Source organism: Amycolatopsis sp. NPDC003861, from assembly GCF_053605405.1.
Window position 1 is genome coordinate 1 of record NZ_JBSGJD010000106.1, and the last position, 16,750, is coordinate 16,750.

Sequence of the window (16,750 nt, forward strand, 5' to 3'; positions counted from 1 at the left end):
CCTGGAACGTCGCCGTCGGCATCGGGCTGCTGTGGGCCGCGCTGCGCCCGGCGGCCGCCGCCGGCCTCCTGCCCGCCCTCGCCGGGTTCGTGGTCGTGCTCGGCATCGTCTCGGGCGTCGACCTGTCGACCGGGCAGGTCGCGCTCGACCGGGTGGCCAGCCACGGCCTCGTCGTCGCCGGGGTCGTCCTGCTCTTCGCGGTGCGGCGACAGCACGCGCGGATGCCGGCGCCCCCGTCGGCCGACCGCGTGCCCGGCCCGGGCGGGTTCGGGACCGGCCGCGCCGGCGGCGTGCCGGGCGATGCGCCGGAGCGTGCGCCGGGACGCCGGTTCCCCCAGTTGCCCACCGGCCGGCGCGCGGCCTGAGACCCGGCGGGAACCGGACGGGCCCGGCAGCCGACTACCGGAAGAGGGGATCCGGCGACGAGGAGTTGGTGGTCATGTCCGAGCAAGGTTCCGGAATGCGGCACATCGCGACGTTCTGCGGCCAGTGCGACTGCGGGTGCCCGGAGCTATACCTGGTCGACGACGCTCCGGCGGAGCGCGAGGTGGTGATCACCGACGACTTCGGCCAGCGGATCGAGATGAGCCGCGAACAGCTGGCGGTGCTCGTCGCCGACGTGAAGTCGGGAGTCCTGGACGCGGTGCTCACCCCGGCGGGCTGAGCGGGCCGGCGGCGACCCGGGAGCCTCAGGAGTGGAAAACCCCCAGCGGTGCCGCCGGCCCTGACGCGAGGTGATCCCCGCGATCCAGTGGTCGGCTTCCCGCTGGGCAAAGTTCCCTAGGGTGGCCGAAAGCCCTTTCCCGACCGGCGTGAGCCGGGTCACCGGATTCCCGGGAACCAGCGGCGGCCGCGGGCCGACCTTTTCTCCGGAGGGCGGCGGATGAAGGGAGCCCGATGTCCATCGACCAGAACTCCGACGAGCTCGCGCCGGAACGGGAAAGCCCGGCCGGGCCACGGTTCGGCTGGGCGGCGATCCGTCCGCTGCTGCTGCGCCTGCACTTCTACGCGGGCGTCTTCATCGGTCCGTTCCTCCTCGTCGCCGCCGTCACCGGGCTCGCCTACGTCTGGGCGCCCCAGGTGGAACAGTCCGTCTACGACCACGAACTGCACGTCCCGGCGGCGGCCGGGAGCGTCCCGCTCGACCAGCAGGCCGCGATGGCGAAGGCGCTCGTGCCGGACGGCACGCTGACCGGGGTGCGCCCCGGGCCGACCCCCACCGACACGACCCAGGTGATCTTCACCCGGCCGGGCCTGGAGCCCAGCTTCCACTGGACGGTGTTCGTCGACCCGCACACCGGCGACGTCCGCGGACAGCTGGAGACCTACGGCTCCGGCCAGGCGATGCCCTTGCGCGGCTGGATCGACGTCCTGCACCGCAGCCTGCACATGGGTGATTTCGGGCGCCTGTACAGCGAACTTGCGGCCAGCTGGCTGTGGGTGGTCGTGCTCGCCGGGCTCGCGCTCTGGTTCGGGCGGGTCCGCCGCAAGCGCGCCGCGGCCGCCAGTCCCCGCGCCAAGCTGCTGACCTGGCACGGCCGGACCGGGCTGGTGCTGGCGATCGGTCTGCTGTTCCTTTCCGCCACCGGGCTGACGTGGTCGCAGTACGCCGGGAACAGCATCACCGAACTGCGGACGCAGCTGGACTGGACCAGCCCGTCGGTGTCGGCGACGGTTCCCGCTTCCCCCGGCGGACGCGACATCGGCTTCGACGGCGCTCGCGAGGCGACACGGCAAGCCGGGCTGACCGATCCGGTCGAGGTCCGGCCACCCGCCGGGCCCGGCAAGGGGTACATCGTGGCGCAGGTCGGCCGGAGCTGGCCCGTGCAGGCCGACTCGATGGCCGTCGACCCGTCGACCGGCGCCATCACCGACACGCTGCGCTTCGCCGACTACACCCTCGCGGCCAAGCTGAGCACCTGGGGGATCGACGCCCACATGGGCTTCCTGTTCGGGATCTGGAACCAGATCGTGCTGACACTCTTGGCGGTCGCGCTGATCGGCGTGATCGTGTGGGGCTACCGGATGTGGTGGCTGCGAAGGCCGACGCGGGGCGAAGCCCGGGTCGGCCGGCCGCCGGTGCGCGGCGTGTGGCGGCGGATCCCCGGGCGGGTGCTGGCACCGACGCTCGTCGTGGTCGCGGTGGTCGGGTACTACCTGCCGCTGTTCGGGTTGTCCCTGCTGGGTTTCCTCGTCGTCGACGCGGCGCTCGAGGCGCGGCGGCAGAAGGCGGACGCGTGATCACAGCGGAGGGCCTGCGCTGGATCCTGACCGCGATCTTCGTGGCGACCGGGACGTTCTGCGCCTACCGCTGCCTGCGGCAGGGGACGCCCGCGGAGCGGACCGGCGACGCACTGCACGTGGTGATGTGCGTGGCCATGGTGGCGATGGCGTGGCCGGCGACGATGAGCGTCGCGCGCTGGCCGCAGACGGTGTTCTTCGCCGCGGCCGCGGTCTGGTTCGTCGGCGTGGCCGCCAGCGGCACCGCGCACGCCGACCACGGCGGCCCGCGGGTGGCGATCTACCACGTCGTCATGATGGGGGCCATGGCGTGGATGGTGTTCGTGATGCCCCGCGCCATGAGCGGCATGGCCGGACCCGGCGGCACGATGGACATGCCGGGACACGAGGGAATGCTGATGTCCGCGTCCGGCGCAGCCGGGGCGACCCCTGCCGACGTCACGGCCGTCGCGCTGGTACTGGTGGCTGTCTTCGTCGTGGCCGGGCTGGTCTTCTTGAGCCGGGCGATCGACGAGGCGCGCGCGTCCCGGCCGCCGCTGCGGAGCCTCGGCAGCGGTACCAGCGGCGTCATGGCGCTGGGCATGGCCTTGATGCTGCTGGCGATGGCCTGACCCTCCTCAGTGGACAGTTGTGGGGTGGGTCACATTCCGGAACTCCGGTGGTGACGTGGCCGACGGCTGAGGGGTGAAGACGTCCCGGTTCCGCGTGGTGGTCGTGACGGCGGTGCTTGCGGGGCTGGCGCTGCTGCTGCTCGTCGTCGCGACCGCGGGCGATGTGTACGCGCCGCTCGGCAACGCCGATCCGGGCCCGCTGACCACCTACGGGTTCGCGGTCGTCCGGTTCGTGGCCGACGCCGCGGCCGCCGGGTGCTTCGGCGGGCTGGTGTTCGCTGCGTTCGTCGCGCCGGGCCGCCGGGGCGGTTCCCTGTCGGCGGACGCCTACGCGGCGAGCCGGTTCGCCGCGGGCAGTGCAGCGTGCTGGCTGGCCGCCGCGGTCGTGGCCGTCCCGTTTTCGGCGGCGAGCGCCGCGGGTCTGCCGGTGTCGCGCATCCTGCGGCCCGAGGTGTTCCTGCCCACCTTCGGCGCCACCGAGGAACCGAAGGCCTGGCTGTGCGTGGCGGTCGCTGCCGCCGTGGCGACCGCGCTGGCGTGGCCGGCGATGGCCTGGCGCACGGTCGTCGCCGCGACCGTCGCCGCGGGCGTGGGGTTGCTGCCGCTGGTGGCCGTGGGCCACGGATCGGTGGGCGCCGGGCACGACCTGGCGACCAACGCGTTGTTCTGGCACGTGCCCGCGGCGGCCGCGTGGCTCGGTGCGCTGGTCGCGCTGCTGGCCCGTGCGCGCCGGGGACCGATCCCGGAACCGACCCTGGTTCGCTACCGCCGCCTGTCGCTGGCGTGCTTCGTGGTCACGGCGTTGTCGGGCGCGGTGGCCGGGTTCGCGTTGACCCGGCCGGACGGGCTGTTCACCCGCTACGGGCTCGTCCTCGCGCTCGAGACGGCGTTGCTGCTGGCCGCCGGCTTCGGCATCGCGGTGTGGCGTCGCCGTCGGTTCGTCGTGGCGGAGCTGGTGTTGCTGGCGCTCGGCACCGGGGGATCGGCGGCGCTGACCGCGCTCGTGCCGCCCGCGTTCGTCAACCACCCGGCCACCGTGCAGGAAACCGTGCTCGGCTACGGCCTCGACGCCCCGCAGACCCTGGCCCGGCTCGTCGGCGACTGGCGGCCGGACCTGCTGTTCCTCCCGCTCGCGCTCATCGCGGTGACGGCGTACCTGCTCGGCGTCCGGCGGCTGCGGCGACGCGGTGACCACTGGCCGCCGGGCCGGGTGGCCGCCTGGGTCGCCGGCTGGGCGATCGTCGTGGTCGTCACGTCGTCGGGCCTCGGCGTCTACGCCCCGGGAACGTTCAGCCTGCACATGGTCACGCACATGGCGTTGAACATGTTCGCGCCCGTGCTGCTGGTCCTCGGCGGTCCGGTGACCCTCGCGCTGCGCGCGTTGCCCGCGAGCCGCGATGTTCCCGGTGCGCGCGAAGGGATCGCGTCGCTGCTGCACGCCCCGGTGACCCGGTTCTTCGCGCACCCCGCGGTGGCCGCGATCCTCTTCACCGGGTCGTTCTACGCGCTGTACTTCTCGGATCTGTTCGGCCAGGCGATGCTCTTCCACTGGGCGCACCAGCTGATGAAGGCCCACTTCCTGGTGACGGGCTACCTGTTCGCCTGGGTCGCGGTCGGCGCCGACCGGACACCGCGGCAGGTGCCGCACCTGGCGCGGCTGGGGATGCTGTTCGCGGTCATGCCGTTCCACGCGTTCTTCGGCGTGATCCTGATGAGCAAGCAGACCCTGGTCGCGTCCACCTACTACCACTACCTGGCGCTGCCGTGGGCCGGTGACCTGCTGGCCGATCAGCGTCTCGGCGGCGGGATCGCCTGGGCCAGCGGGGAAATCCCGATGGTCGTCATGGTGGTGGCCCTGCTCGTGCAGTGGTCGCGCGACGACGAGCGCAAGGCCCGTCGGGCCGATCGCCGTGGCGAAGCCGATCTCGACGCCTACAACGCGATGCTCGCGGAACTCGCGGCACGCCGGAACTGAGGAGTTTCATGACCACCGCAACCCCGGTCACCGGGGATGTCCGCACGGTCGACCTGGCCGTGACCGGAATGACCTGCGCCGCCTGCTCGGCGCGGGTCGAACGCACCCTCAACAAGCTCGACGGCGTCCGCGCCTCGGTCAACTACGCGACCGAGCGCGCCACCGTGCAGGTCCCGGCCGCGCTCGGCGACGACGTCCTGGTCGAGCGCATCCGCAAGGCGGGCTACGGTGCCCACGTCCGCGGCGAAGGCGACGACGAAGACCTGACTTCGGCCCGGGTGCGTGACCTGCGTCGCCGGTTGATCGTCGCCGCCGTGCTGGCGGTCCCGCTGTGCGACCTGTCGATCACGCTCGCCCTGGTGCCGTCGCTGCGGTTCCCCGGCTGGCAGTGGCTCTGCCTCGCCCTCGCCGTGCCGGTGGTGTTCTGGGCCGCGCTGCCGTTCCACCGCGCGACGCTGCGGAACCTGCGGCACCGGTCGTCCAGTATGGACACGCTGGTGTCGCTCGGCGTGCTGGCGTCGTTCTTCTGGTCGGCCTGGGCGACGGTGTTCGGCGGCCACGAACCCGGCTACTGGGTGGGGTTCGGGCCGACCGCGCCCGGCGCGGACGCGATCTACCTCGACGTCGCCGCGGGCGTGACGACGTTCCTGCTGGCCGGTCGCTATTTCGAGAGCCGGTCGCGGCGCAGCGCCGCCGGACTGCTGGCCGCGCTGGACGCCCTCGCCGTCAAGGACGTGCGGGTTGTGCGTGACGGCGTCGAGCGGATGGTGCCGATCGGTGAGCTGGTCGTCGGCGACCGGTTCGTCGTCAAGCCGGGTGAGGCGTTCGCCGCCGACGGCGTCGTCGAAAGTGGACGGTCCACTGTGGATGTCAGTGCGGTCACCGGTGAGCCGGTGCCCGCCGAGGTCGCGCCGGACGATCGGGTGATCGGCGCGTCGGTGAACCGCGAGGGGCTGCTGGTGGTCCGCGCGACCGCGGTCGGCAGCCACACCCAGCTCGCGCAGATGACCGCGCTCGCCGAGCAGGCCCAGGCCCGCAAGGCGTCGGTGCAGCGGCTGGTCGACCGGATCTGCGCGGTGTTCGTCCCCGTCGTGCTGGGGCTGGCCCTGCTCACCCTGGCCGGGTGGCTGCTGACCGGGAGCCCGGTCCGGGACGCCTTCACCGCGGCCGTGTCGGTCCTGATCATCGCTTGCCCGTGCGCCCTCGGCCTGGCGACGCCGACCGCCTTGATGGCCGGCGTCGGCCGTGGCGCTCAGCTGGGCATCCTCATCAAGGGGCCGGACGCCCTGGAGGCCAGCCGGAAGGTCGACACGGTCGTGCTGGACAAGACCGGCACCGTGACCACCGGCCGGATGACGGTCACCGGGTGCCACCCGGCACCCGGCCGCAGCCGCGGCGACCTCCTCTGGTTCGCGGGCGCGGCCGAGTCGGGATCGGAGCACGCGATCGGCGCCGCCGTGGTGGCAACCGCCCGCGCGGAACTGCCTGCTCTCCCGGAGATCGACGCGTTCACCGCGCTACCCGGGCTCGGCGCTGAAGCCACTGTGGACAGTCGTGTCGTCCTGGTCGGCAGTCCACGGCTGTTCGCCGAACGCGGGATCGCCGGGGTCGAGCACGTCGATGACATCCAGGCGGCGGGGGCCGTCCCGGTGCTCGTCGCGGTCGACGGCGAGACCGTCGGGGTCATCGAGGTCCGTGACGTCGTGAAGCCGTCCGCCGCGGCCGCCGTGGCCGAGCTGCGGGCGTACGGCCTGCGGACCGTGCTGCTCACCGGTGACCACGAGGTCGCGGCGCGGGCCGTGGCGGCCGAGATCGGCGTCGACGAAGTCCGTGCGGGTGTCCTGCCCGCGGACAAGGCCCGGGAGATCGAGGCGCTGCGGGCCGCCGGCGCCCGGGTCGCGATGGTGGGGGACGGCATCAACGACGGCCCGGCGCTGGCCACCGCCGACCTCGGCATGGCCGTGGCGCACGGCAGCGACATCGCGCTGCGCTCGGCGGACGTGGTGCTCGTGCGCGAAGACCTGCGGGTGGTGCCGGACGCGATCCGGCTCGCCGACCGGACGCTGCGGATCATCCGCGGGAACCTGGTGTGGGCGTTCGGCTACAACGTGGCGGCCGTGCCGCTGGCGGCGTTCGGCCTGCTCAACCCTCTCATCGCGGGCGCGGCCATGTCGCTGTCCTCGGTCCTGGTGGTCTCCAACAGCCTGCGGCTGCGTTCGTTCGACGGTGCCGGTGATAAGGAAAGGCTCGATTGATGGCGAAGAAGAAGGTGAACGTGGTGACCGCGAAGAAGGGCTTGTCGGCCAACGCCTGGACGACGATCGTCGTCCTCGCGCTGGCCGTCGTCGTCATCGGCGGGATCCTCATCTTCAACCGCAGTGACTCGTCGGCGCCGCCGGGCGCGGTCGCGGCCGACGTGCTGCGCCACCCGGACAGCAACACGCTGACGACGTCGCCGGGCACCGCGGTGACCGTCGTCGAGTTCCTCGACTACCAGTGCCCGGTCTGCGAGGCCTACTACCAAAACGTGACGAAGTCCCTGGAGCACGACTACGCGGACAAGATCACCTTCGTGACCCGCAACTTCCCATTGCCGATGCACCCGCTGGCCGTGCCCGCGGCCAAGGCCGCCGAAGCGGCGTCACTGCAGGGCAAGTACCAGCCGATGTTCGACAAGCTCTACGGCGACTACCCGGCCTGGGCGCTCGCCGCCGACGGGCAGAACGTCAGCGACGACGCCGCCCGCGCCCAAGCGAAGTTCGAGAACTACGCGACCGGGATCGGCCTCGACCTGGACCGCTTCCGCACCGACCTCGCGTCGCAGGCCGTGCAGCAACGCATCGACCAGGGCAAGGCCGACGGCGAGAAGGCCGGCGTCTCCGGCACCCCGACGATCTTCGTCAACGGCACCCGGTTCAAGCCCACCGGCCAGACCTACCCCGAGATCGCCCAGCAGCTGCGCGGCGAGATCGACAAGGCGCTGATGTGAACCGGGCCCTCGGGGGGCTCTACACAATCGGCGGCGCGCTCGGTCTCGTCGCGGCCGTGACGCTGACCCTGGAGAAGATCGAGCGGCTCAAGGACCCGTCCTACGTGCCGAGCTGCTCGATCAACCCGGTCCTGTCCTGTGGCTCGGTGATGGACAGCCCGCAGGCGGCGGCGTTCGGCTTCCCCAACCCGATCATCGGGGTGGCCGCGTTCGCGGTCGTCGTGACGTTCGGGGTGGTGCTGCTGACCGGCTACCAGCCCCCGCGCTGGGGCTGGCTCGGCATGCAACTGGGCACGACCTTCGGCGTCGTGTTCGTGCACTGGCTGATCTTCGCCAGCCTGTACCGGATCCACGCGCTCTGCCCGTACTGCATGGTCGTCTGGGCCGTGACGATCGCGACCTTCTGGTACACCACACTGCACAACCTGAGCGGCACCCGGATCGGCGGCGTGCTACGCCGAGTCCACAGTGGAGCCCTGGCGCTCTGGTACGTCGTGATCGTGGCGCTGAACCTGCAGGAGTTCTGGAGCTACTGGCGCACCCTGCTGTGACTCAGCCGGCGGCGGTGTGCCGGACGGGTGCGTCGCCCAGCGCCGCCACGAGGTCGTCGCGGGCTCGCGCGACCCGGGAGCGGATGGTGCCGACCGGGCAGCCGCACACCTCGGCCGCGTCCGCATAGGACAGTCCCAGCGTCTGGGTGAGCACGAAGGCGTCCCGCCGGTCCGGTTCGAGCGCGGCGACGAGGTCGTCGAGCAGCACGCGTTCTTCGAACGCGGTGCGCTCCCAGCCATCGGTGCGGCCCGCGACGGCCTGCCAGTCGGCCAAGGTGGCCGATCGCGGGCGCGCCTGCAGGGCACGGATGTGGTCCGCCACCACCCGCCGGGCGATCGTCAGCAGCCACGTCCGCGCCGAGCACTCCGCCCGGAACCGGCTGAGACTGCCCAGCGCCCGGATGTAGGTCTCCTGGACCAGGTCGTCGGCGGACTGGGTGTCGCACAAGCCGGCGACGAACCGCCAGACGTACGGCTGGGTCGCGCGCAGGAACCGCTCGAGCGCGACCCGGTCGCCGCGGCCGGCGAGCCGGGCACACCGCGTGATCTCGGCGTCGTCCGAGGAGAGTGGCCTCACACCGGCTAGTACGCGGCTCGAGCCGCGATGGTTCAAAGAAATTCGCGGGAACCATTCGGCGATCCGGGCCGACCTCTTGTTACGGCGAGGCCACTGCCTCGTCACGAGACGGCCACGGCCGGGAAGGTGCGACGATGACTCAGAGCTCTTACGTGGTGACGGGAATGACGTGTGGCCACTGCGTCGCCTCGGTCAAGGAGGAGGTCGGCGAGCTGCCCGGGGTCCGCGCGGTCGACGTCGACCTGAACTCCGGCCGCGTCCTGGTGACCAGCGACGGCGCCCTGGCGCCGGAGCAGGTCGAGGGCGCGGTGCAGGTCGCGGGCTACCAGCTCGTCCGATGAACGAGAGAGGCCGTCATGCCGACTTCGGCCAAGGTGGGCGGGTTCGCGCTACTGCTGGGCTTGGTGTTCGGCCTGGCCTGGTTCCTGGGCAGCCTCGTGGGCCCGAGCCCCTCACCACGCCAATCGCTGCCCTCGGTGCCCGGTATGCAGATGCCCGGCACTCCGTAGCGCCCGCCGCTCCGCCTGCTCCGGCGCCGCCGCCCACGCCTGTCGCGCCGGCCGGCGGGGAGATCGAGCTGATCATCGGCGGCATGACCTGCGGCTCGTGCGCGGCGCGGATCGAGCGCAAGCTGAACCGCCTCGACGGCGTCGAAGCTTCGGTCAACTACGCCACCGAAAAGGCGCTCGTCGCGGTGCCGCCCGCGCTGACGGTCGACGACGTCATCCGGACGATCGAAGCCGCCGGCTACACCGCGCAGCCACCGGCACCGCCCGAGCCGGAGACCGCCGAGCCCACCGAGGCGCCGCCCGACCTGCTGCGGCAGCGGCTGCTCGGCTCGGCCGCGCTGGGCGCGCCGGTGATCCTGCTGGCGATGGTGCCCGCGCTGCAGTTCCCGGCCTGGCAGTGGGTGTCGCTCGTGCTGGCCACTCCCGTCGTCGCGTGGGGCGCGTGGCCGCTGCACCGTGCGGCCTGGACGAACCTGCGCCACGCGACCGCGACGATGGACACGCTCGTGTCGATGGGCGTCGCGGCGGCGTTCCTCTGGTCCCTCTACGCCCTGTTCTTCGGCGGCGCGGGCGTCATCGGCATGCGGCACGAGTTCGAGCTGACGCTGGCCGCCGACCACAACCTGGACGGCATTTACTTCGAGGTCGCCACCGGCATCACGCTGTTCATCCTCGCGGGCCGGTACTTCGAGTCCCGATCACGGCGCCGGGCCGGCGCGGCCCTGCGCGCGCTGCTGGACCTCGGCGCGAAGTCCGTCTCGATCCTGCGCGGCGGTCGCGAAGAGCGCGTCCCGACCGAGCAGCTACGCGTCGGCGACCGCTTCATCGTCCGGCCCGGCGAGAAGATCGCCACCGACGGCGTCGTCGAGGAAGGCGACTCCGCGGTCGACCTGAGCCTGGTGACCGGCGAGGCCGTGCCGGTCGAGGTGTCGGCCGGGACCCCGGTCGTCGGCGCGACGGTCAGCATGAGCGGCCGCCTGGTGGTGCGCGCGACGCGCGTCGGCGCGGACACCCGGCTCTCGCGGATCGCCGCGATGGTCGAGCGCGCGCAGAGCGGCAAGGCCGACGTGCAGCGGCTCGCGGACCGCGTCTCCGCCGTGTTCGTACCGATCGTGATGGCACTTTCGGTGGCCACCTTGGGTTTCTGGCTCGGATCCGGTGCGGACACCGCGGCGGCCTTCACGGCCGCGGTCGCTGTGCTGATCATCGCGTGCCCGTGCGCGCTCGGGCTGGCGACCCCGACAGCGTTGCTCGTCGGGACCGGCCGTGGCGCCCAGCTGGGCGTCCTGGTCAAGGGCCCGGAGATGCTCGAATCGACGCGCCGGGTGGACACGGTCGTGCTCGACAAGACCGGTACCGTGACCACCGGGAAGATGAGCCTGGTCGCCGTCCGCACGGTCGACGGTGTCCCGGCGGATATGGCGTTGCAGCTGGCCGGGGCGCTGGAGAACGCGTCGGAGCACCCGATCGCCGACGCCGTCGTGTCGGCGGCGCTGCGGCGGTTCGGTTCGGTGGGGGAGGTGCTGGAGTTCCGCAACGTCGCCGGGTTCGGTGTCCTCGGCCGGGTCGACGGGCATCGGGTCGTCGTCGGCCGACCCGAGCTGATGCACCGCCTGTCGGTGCGGCTGCCGTCGTCGTTGCTGGCGGCGAAGCGGAAGGCGGAGCAAGCGGGTCACACGGCGGTGATCCTGGCCTGGGACGGGTTCGCGCACGCGGTGCTGGTAGTGGCCGACACGGTCAAGCCGACGTCGGCGCCGGCGGTGTTCCAGCTGCGGCGGCTGGGCTTGACGCCGATCCTGCTCACTGGCGACAACGAGGCGGTGGCCCAGGCGATCGCCCGCGAGGCGGGGATCACCGAGGTGATCGCGGACGTCTCCCCGGAGCAGAAGGTCGACGTGATCGCGGACCTGAAGGCACGGGGGCACGTGGTGGCGATGATCGGCGACGGCGTCAACGACGCGGCCGCACTGGCCTCCGCGGACCTGGGCCTGGCGATGGGCACCGGAACCGACGCGGCCATCGAAGCAGGAGACCTGACGTTGGTGCGCGGGGACCTGATGGCCGCGGTCGACGCGATCCGGTTGTCCCGCCGGACGCTGGCGACGATCAAGGTGAACCTGTTCTGGGCATTGGCGTACAACGTCGCGGCACTACCGCTGGCCGCGGTGGGTTTACTCAACCCGATGATCGCTGGCGCCGCGATGGCGTTGTCGAGCTGCTTGGTCGTGTCGAACAGCCTGCGTCTAACCCGGTTCCAGCCGGCTGGGGACCAGCCCGGGCGGATGGAATTGAAGGCGTTGTGACCACGGGGGAGACGTAGGCGGATCACCTTCCAAACGGCGCCTCCTGTCGCACCTCGACAGTTGCGACGCTCGGTGAATACTCGGATGCCGGGTGATGGCGGAGAGTTACGATCTGGATTCGATTCGGGTTCCGCTGGAACATCTTGCTCAGCGCACCGATAGCTGAATGTGCACTCCCGCTTGGCGGGACGCCAAATCACTCGGTGCAGTGGGCAGGAGATCGGTGAAGGTACGACGAGTGTCGATCAGTAACTTCCGGGGCGTCAGCAGCGGTAGCGTCCTGCTGGACTCGCACAGTTTGCTGGTGGGCGGGAACGCGGTCGGAAAATCCACTGTGTGCGAGGCTCTTGAGCTTGTCTTAGGTTTGGAAAGGCTCTACCGGCGGCCGGTCATTGATGAGTACGACTTCCATCAAACCCACTACCGGACAGCCGATGCGCCAGCCGGTGATTCCGTCGAACCGACAGAAGTGCGCATCGAGGTCGTGCTCACGGACCTTTCAGAGGAGGCGAACCGCAGGTTCCGCGGTCACCTGCGACCCTGGTCCAGAGAAAACAACGACTTCGCCCCACCCGCTGCCGAGGACGCGGTCGACCTGGTCGAAGGCGAGTGGTGCCTGCCCGTGGTTTTCCTGGGGCGGTTCAACGCGGTCGACGATGATTTCGAAGGTGGCACCTTCTTCTCGCATCCTCGCCGCTCCGAAGGTGACTACGCTGCGGACGACCTCGGCGGCCCGCTCTCGCCCTTTCGGCGAGACGACAAGCGGTACTGCGGTTTTCTCTATCTGAGGCCAAATCGTACAGGAAGCCGAGCGTTGAGCTTCGGCCGCGGCTCGCTGATCGACACCATCGTTCGGCTGGAATCAGACCGGACCGGATCCCTGTGGACCAGCGCACTCGACGCGCTCGGTCAGATCAACTTGGCCGAGAGCACATCGGGATTCTCCGACATTCGTAGCGCCGTGCTGTCTCGTGTACAAAACTTCCTATCGGTTCCCTCCAGTGACAGTGCAATTGGTGTGCGACCCTCGGACCTGACCCGCGAGCACTTACGTGAAGTGCTAAGAATGTTTATCGCCACTCACCCGGGCACCTACCCTGTGCCATTCAATCGCCTGTCGACCGGCGCCCTCAACGTACTCGTGTTCGCGCTGCTAACCTACATCGCCGACCTTCGAGGACCGGATTCGGTCATCTTCGCCATGGAAGAACCCGAGATCGCCCTGCCTCCGCATACACAGCGACGCCTCGTCGATTTCGTCACCGGTACCATGGGCCAAGCAATCGTCACCTCCCACTCGCCCTACGTGATCGAGCGATTCGATCCGGGTCAGATCGTGGTGCTCAGACGCGACGACGACGGAGTTCTGAGCAGCAGTCCGATTGACCTCGGGAACGAACTCAAGCCGAAGCGGTACCGGCAGGAGCGGCGCCAATTCGCCGAGGCCGTACTCGCCCGCGGCGTTCTGGTCGTTGAGGGAGCGACCGAAGTCGTAACCCTTCTCGCGGTCGCGGACGCCCTCGACGCTGACTCCGCCACCGCCTACCAGCACCCCGACGTCGCGGGGCTGAGCCTGTTCAACGCCGGCAGTGACACAAGCGTCCCGCAGTACGGACCGATCTTCGCCGCGATGGGCAAGACAGTGTTCGGAGTCCACGACACTCCGAACACGCCGTTGACACCCGATCAAGCCACCAGTGCCAGCTCGTTCGCCATCCACATGGACATCGGCTATGCCGGGATCGAGGATCTCCTCGCCACCGAGATTCCGGTCGCCGCACAACGCAAGTTCCTCAACACAGTGTCCGCACGGAGCGATTACCCTACACAGTGCGGCCAACTTCCCGAGCAGGCGAGCGACGAAGAGGTTCGCGATCTGACACGCGACGTTCTGAAAAGAAAAAAGGGCACAGAGTCATTCGCGCCGCTGCTCATAGCCGAGTGTAGCCGAGACGAATTGCCTGCTAGCCTGGTGACGCTTCTGCTCGATATCCACCAGCACCTGTCCCCGCTCCCGTCGGCCGAAAATGAGCTGGCACCCGAAGACGCCGCGCAGTCCAACAATTCAGACGATGGCAACGCGTGATGAAGCTCGACGACACCCGTAAGAAAATTGTCGCAGCACCTGGCCATCTGCTCATCCAAGGTGGTCCAGGAAGCGGAAAGACCACCATCGCCCTGCTCAAAGCCGCACGGACGCTAGAGACGCTGGAAGCTGAGCAACACGTCGTATTCCTGTCGTTCTCTCGCGCCGCCGTGCGGCAGATCTCCGATCGTGTCGGTGAACACCTGCCCCTGGCCATCCGCCCTCTCTTAGAGGTCCGAACTTTTCACGCGTTCTTTCTCGACTTCGTCCGCTCCCATGGCCACCTACTGACCGGCACCACCGCGGTGTTCCTCGCCCCCGACGCCGAACGACAACTCCAGGCCGATCATGACGGTGACTGGGACGCCGAGACCATCGCGCTGGCCAGCCGTGGCACCTTCGTCTTTGATCAACTCGCCGCCACGGCAGCCACCCTCCTTGAACGGAGCCCTGCCCTTCGAGCGCTCTACAGCGACCGCTATCCTCTCGTGATCGTCGACGAATTCCAAGACACCAATATTGACCAGTGGCGCGCTATTCAGGCAATCGCCGAAAAGTCCACTGTAATCCTTCTTGCTGACGCTGACCAACGCATCTACGAAGGCTTCGTCAAAGGAGTCGACGAAGAACGCCTGCAGCACGCAGTCACAGCCTTGAACCCGACGCCATTCGACCTCGCCGGCGACAACCACCGCAGCGCGGGCAACGGCATCCTCGACTACGCCAATGCCGTCCTCCGTAACAGTCCTGTCGAACAGCCGGCGTCCGTACAGTACGTGCACTACAGGTACCCGTACACTCCCGAAGTCGTCGCTCACCACGTGATACTGCATCTCCGAGCTGTCCTGACCGAGCAACTCGGACGGGAGCCCACGATTGTCGTCCTCGGACCGTCCAGCGCTTTTGTTGCCGGCATTTCAGAAGCGATATCCACGGAGCAAACTCTTAATGAAAATCAGCTTCCGCCCATCGACCACGAGCTGGTCTGGGATCCCGTGCTCGCCGCGGCAGCAGGCTACGTCGTTGCGAGCATTCTCGAGTGGCCATCGCTCGAACGATACGAGGCGATCACCGCCACTCTTCACCGCATCGCAGACTTCTACCGAGTCAAATTCACCGACAAGCAGGCCCAGTCGGCCCGTTCGGCAGTCAAGGCTACCAGTAATGCAATTCAAGCCATTAACGATGGTAAGACGCCCCGCACAAAGACTGGAAAGGCGGTAATAGCGGAATTCGACCACGGGATTCAGCTGACCGGAAACCCAGTCGCAGACTGGCAACTCGCGCGCGCGCGGCTGCGCGGATCCACTGAGCTGCGTGAGATATTCGGCAAAGCTCGCATGCTCCGGTTACTGCACGCCACCGATGCTTTGGCGTGGGGTCTGACCGACGCCTGGGATGGTCGAGGCTCCTACCGCGGAGCTGTGGAAATCGTGCGCCAAGTTCTCTCGGACGAGCTCGTTGAGGGGCGTCCCGCGGAGCCGCGTGCGGTCACATTGATGAATATGCATAAGTCAAAAGGTAAGGAATTCGACGGTGTAATCATCGTCGAGGGTCTGCATACGCCGAAGCTCATCGATCCGGACTGGAACGACAAGCGCATCACCCAGCAGCGTCGTGTTATACGTGTTGCCATCACGCGCGCGCGGCATAACGTGTTTTTCATACGGCCAAAGAATGCGTTCCCGCTCGTGCCGCGCTCGCAGAAATCGTCCTAAGTCAACTAGCCGTTTTAGGTGTACCGGCGGGCGCAGCTGTCAGTGTTCGCTGTGAAAGCTGTGCGTGGCAGGATGCAGACATGGAACTTAGGGCTGGCGCCCACCAGTTCATCGTGTTTCACGGCCTGCGCCTGTTGGACAACTCGCGTTCCTCGGGCATTTGTCGGCTGAATGTTCCAGGTTGAGCCTTAGTCGATGTGCTGATATCTACTATGCCGCTTCTGGTTGTGCGATGACGGTGGTGCTATTGACATTCGACGCACAGTCCATCCTTGAGAGTGTGTGTCGGACTTGAGGTAAAGCATTTAGTGCACGGTTGATGGCGGGCAAATAGTCGTTGGCAACCGCAGGATTTGCACTTTGGGCAAAATAAGACGTCGCAAGCGGGGCATGGAAATCCGGAGATCGTTCCGGAGAATCCGCATTTGCAAACCACTTCTTGACTTGGCTTGTCTACCTGGCGTTCAGCAACGTCAACGTGGAGTTTTTCTATCTCCCATAGGTCTTGTTCGCTGAATATTGCGAAAATTACCCTGTCGGAGGCGATCGCATCTAGGTAGAAGCTTTGTCGTTGTCCCCACGGAGTGGCCCACCACGACTTGGTGGTTCGCCTCTCGTTGGCCGGCATCGCGCGGAGGGTGTGGCCTTGTGGTGCATATTGATCTGTCCAAGGGTAGGCAACTGGGCGCCCGTCGAAGCCATCCCAGACGATCGAAGCGTACTTCACTGCCCTTGTGTCGAGGTCAATCAGAACTGCGGCACCAAATCCTCCGAGATGTCTCGTAAGGGCGATTGCGCATGCCGGCTCACTCGCGTTTGTCACACTGTAAAGTTTCTCAAGGTGCGCGGCCCGCGGAGGGCTGTTCCCCACGACGCGCGAGAGCACTTCAGGCGGAACGAGCAGGCGACCGGCGATGTGGTCGCAGAGTTGCTCTAGTGTCACCTCGGGAGACTCGTGGTCGGCGACCCAATCCGCGGCATCGTCGTCGTGGTCGACCAGCCAATGCGCGGTTTCGTGGGCAAGAGTGAAGTTTTCGCGCCGACTAAACGGTGTCTCAGAGTAGAGCAATAGACCGTCGTTAAGGAATGAGATCCCATCGCACCAGCCACCGTCGCCTCGTCGCTCCTGAAGCTGGGCGACAGGCCGGGCGGTCAAGCCCAAGAGTTCGACCGCGTGCTTGGGTGCACTG

At 68.5% G+C, this 16,750-nt stretch carries 12 protein-coding genes and 1 pseudogene; 12 read left to right on the forward strand and 1 reads right to left on the reverse strand.

Annotation, left to right across the window (positions count from 1 at the left end; translation table 11 throughout):
• The 8 genes and pseudogenes from ACWEVN_RS24970 to ACWEVN_RS25005 form a co-directional block, all read left to right on the forward strand.
• Positions 1-365, forward strand: a pseudogene (locus tag ACWEVN_RS24970) (zf-HC2 domain-containing protein); the annotation flags it as partial.
• A 74-nt stretch (positions 366-439) separates the two neighbouring features.
• Entirely contained in the window at positions 440-664 is a 225-nt protein-coding gene (locus ACWEVN_RS24975) for a hypothetical protein (protein WP_452052894.1), read from the forward strand.
• Positions 665-897: 233 nt separating this feature from the next.
• Positions 898-2,241 carry a PepSY-associated TM helix domain-containing protein gene (locus ACWEVN_RS24980; protein WP_452052895.1) on the forward strand — a complete coding sequence of 448 codons (1,344 nt, stop codon included), beginning with the start codon at positions 898-900 and terminating at the stop codon, positions 2,239-2,241.
• Positions 2,238-2,852 (forward strand): DUF5134 domain-containing protein, encoded by a 615-nt coding sequence (locus tag ACWEVN_RS24985; RefSeq protein WP_452052896.1) that lies wholly within the window; start codon positions 2,238-2,240, stop codon positions 2,850-2,852. Before ACWEVN_RS24980 ends, ACWEVN_RS24985 begins: the two co-directional genes overlap by 4 nt.
• A gap of 73 nt (positions 2,853-2,925) precedes the next feature.
• Positions 2,926-4,827, forward strand: a complete 1,902-nt coding sequence (locus ACWEVN_RS24990) for a cytochrome c oxidase assembly protein (protein ID WP_452052897.1) — start codon at positions 2,926-2,928, stop codon at positions 4,825-4,827.
• 8 nt (positions 4,828-4,835) lie between these two features.
• Positions 4,836-7,082 (forward strand): heavy metal translocating P-type ATPase, encoded by a 2,247-nt coding sequence (locus ACWEVN_RS24995; RefSeq protein WP_452052898.1) that lies wholly within the window; start codon positions 4,836-4,838, stop codon positions 7,080-7,082.
• Positions 7,082-7,816: a DsbA family protein gene (locus ACWEVN_RS25000; protein ID WP_452052899.1), complete on the forward strand. Its 735-nt coding sequence runs from the start codon at positions 7,082-7,084 to the stop codon at positions 7,814-7,816. The genes ACWEVN_RS24995 and ACWEVN_RS25000 overlap by 1 nt, the downstream gene beginning before the upstream one ends.
• Complete coding sequence (locus ACWEVN_RS25005) at positions 7,813-8,367, forward strand: vitamin K epoxide reductase family protein (RefSeq protein ID WP_452052900.1); 555 nt, start codon at positions 7,813-7,815, stop codon at positions 8,365-8,367. Before ACWEVN_RS25000 ends, ACWEVN_RS25005 begins: the two co-directional genes overlap by 4 nt.
• Position 8,368: 1 nt before the next feature.
• Here the strand turns inward: ACWEVN_RS25005 and ACWEVN_RS25010 are convergent, their stop codons facing one another.
• Positions 8,369-8,944, reverse strand: a complete 576-nt coding sequence (locus ACWEVN_RS25010) for a sigma-70 family RNA polymerase sigma factor (RefSeq protein ID WP_452052901.1) — start codon at positions 8,942-8,944, stop codon at positions 8,369-8,371.
• 134 nt (positions 8,945-9,078) lie between these two features.
• Here ACWEVN_RS25010 and ACWEVN_RS25015 point away from each other — a divergent pair, with 134 nt between their 5' ends.
• The 4 genes from ACWEVN_RS25015 to ACWEVN_RS25030 all read left to right on the forward strand — a co-directional run bounded on the left by ACWEVN_RS25015 (position 9,079) and on the right by ACWEVN_RS25030 (position 15,560).
• Positions 9,079-9,285: a heavy-metal-associated domain-containing protein gene (locus ACWEVN_RS25015; protein WP_452052902.1), complete on the forward strand. Its 207-nt coding sequence runs from the start codon at positions 9,079-9,081 to the stop codon at positions 9,283-9,285.
• 239 nt (positions 9,286-9,524) lie between these two features.
• A complete protein-coding gene (locus tag ACWEVN_RS25020) occupies positions 9,525-11,756 on the forward strand; it encodes a heavy metal translocating P-type ATPase (RefSeq protein WP_452052912.1) in 2,232 nt (743 codons plus the stop codon).
• 238 nt (positions 11,757-11,994) lie between these two features.
• Positions 11,995-13,842: an ATP-dependent nuclease gene (locus ACWEVN_RS25025; RefSeq protein WP_452052903.1), complete on the forward strand. Its 1,848-nt coding sequence runs from the start codon at positions 11,995-11,997 to the stop codon at positions 13,840-13,842.
• A complete protein-coding gene (locus ACWEVN_RS25030) occupies positions 13,842-15,560 on the forward strand; it encodes a UvrD-helicase domain-containing protein (protein WP_452052913.1) in 1,719 nt (572 codons plus the stop codon). The genes ACWEVN_RS25025 and ACWEVN_RS25030 overlap by 1 nt, the downstream gene beginning before the upstream one ends.
• Positions 15,561-16,750 lie beyond the last annotated feature (1,190 nt).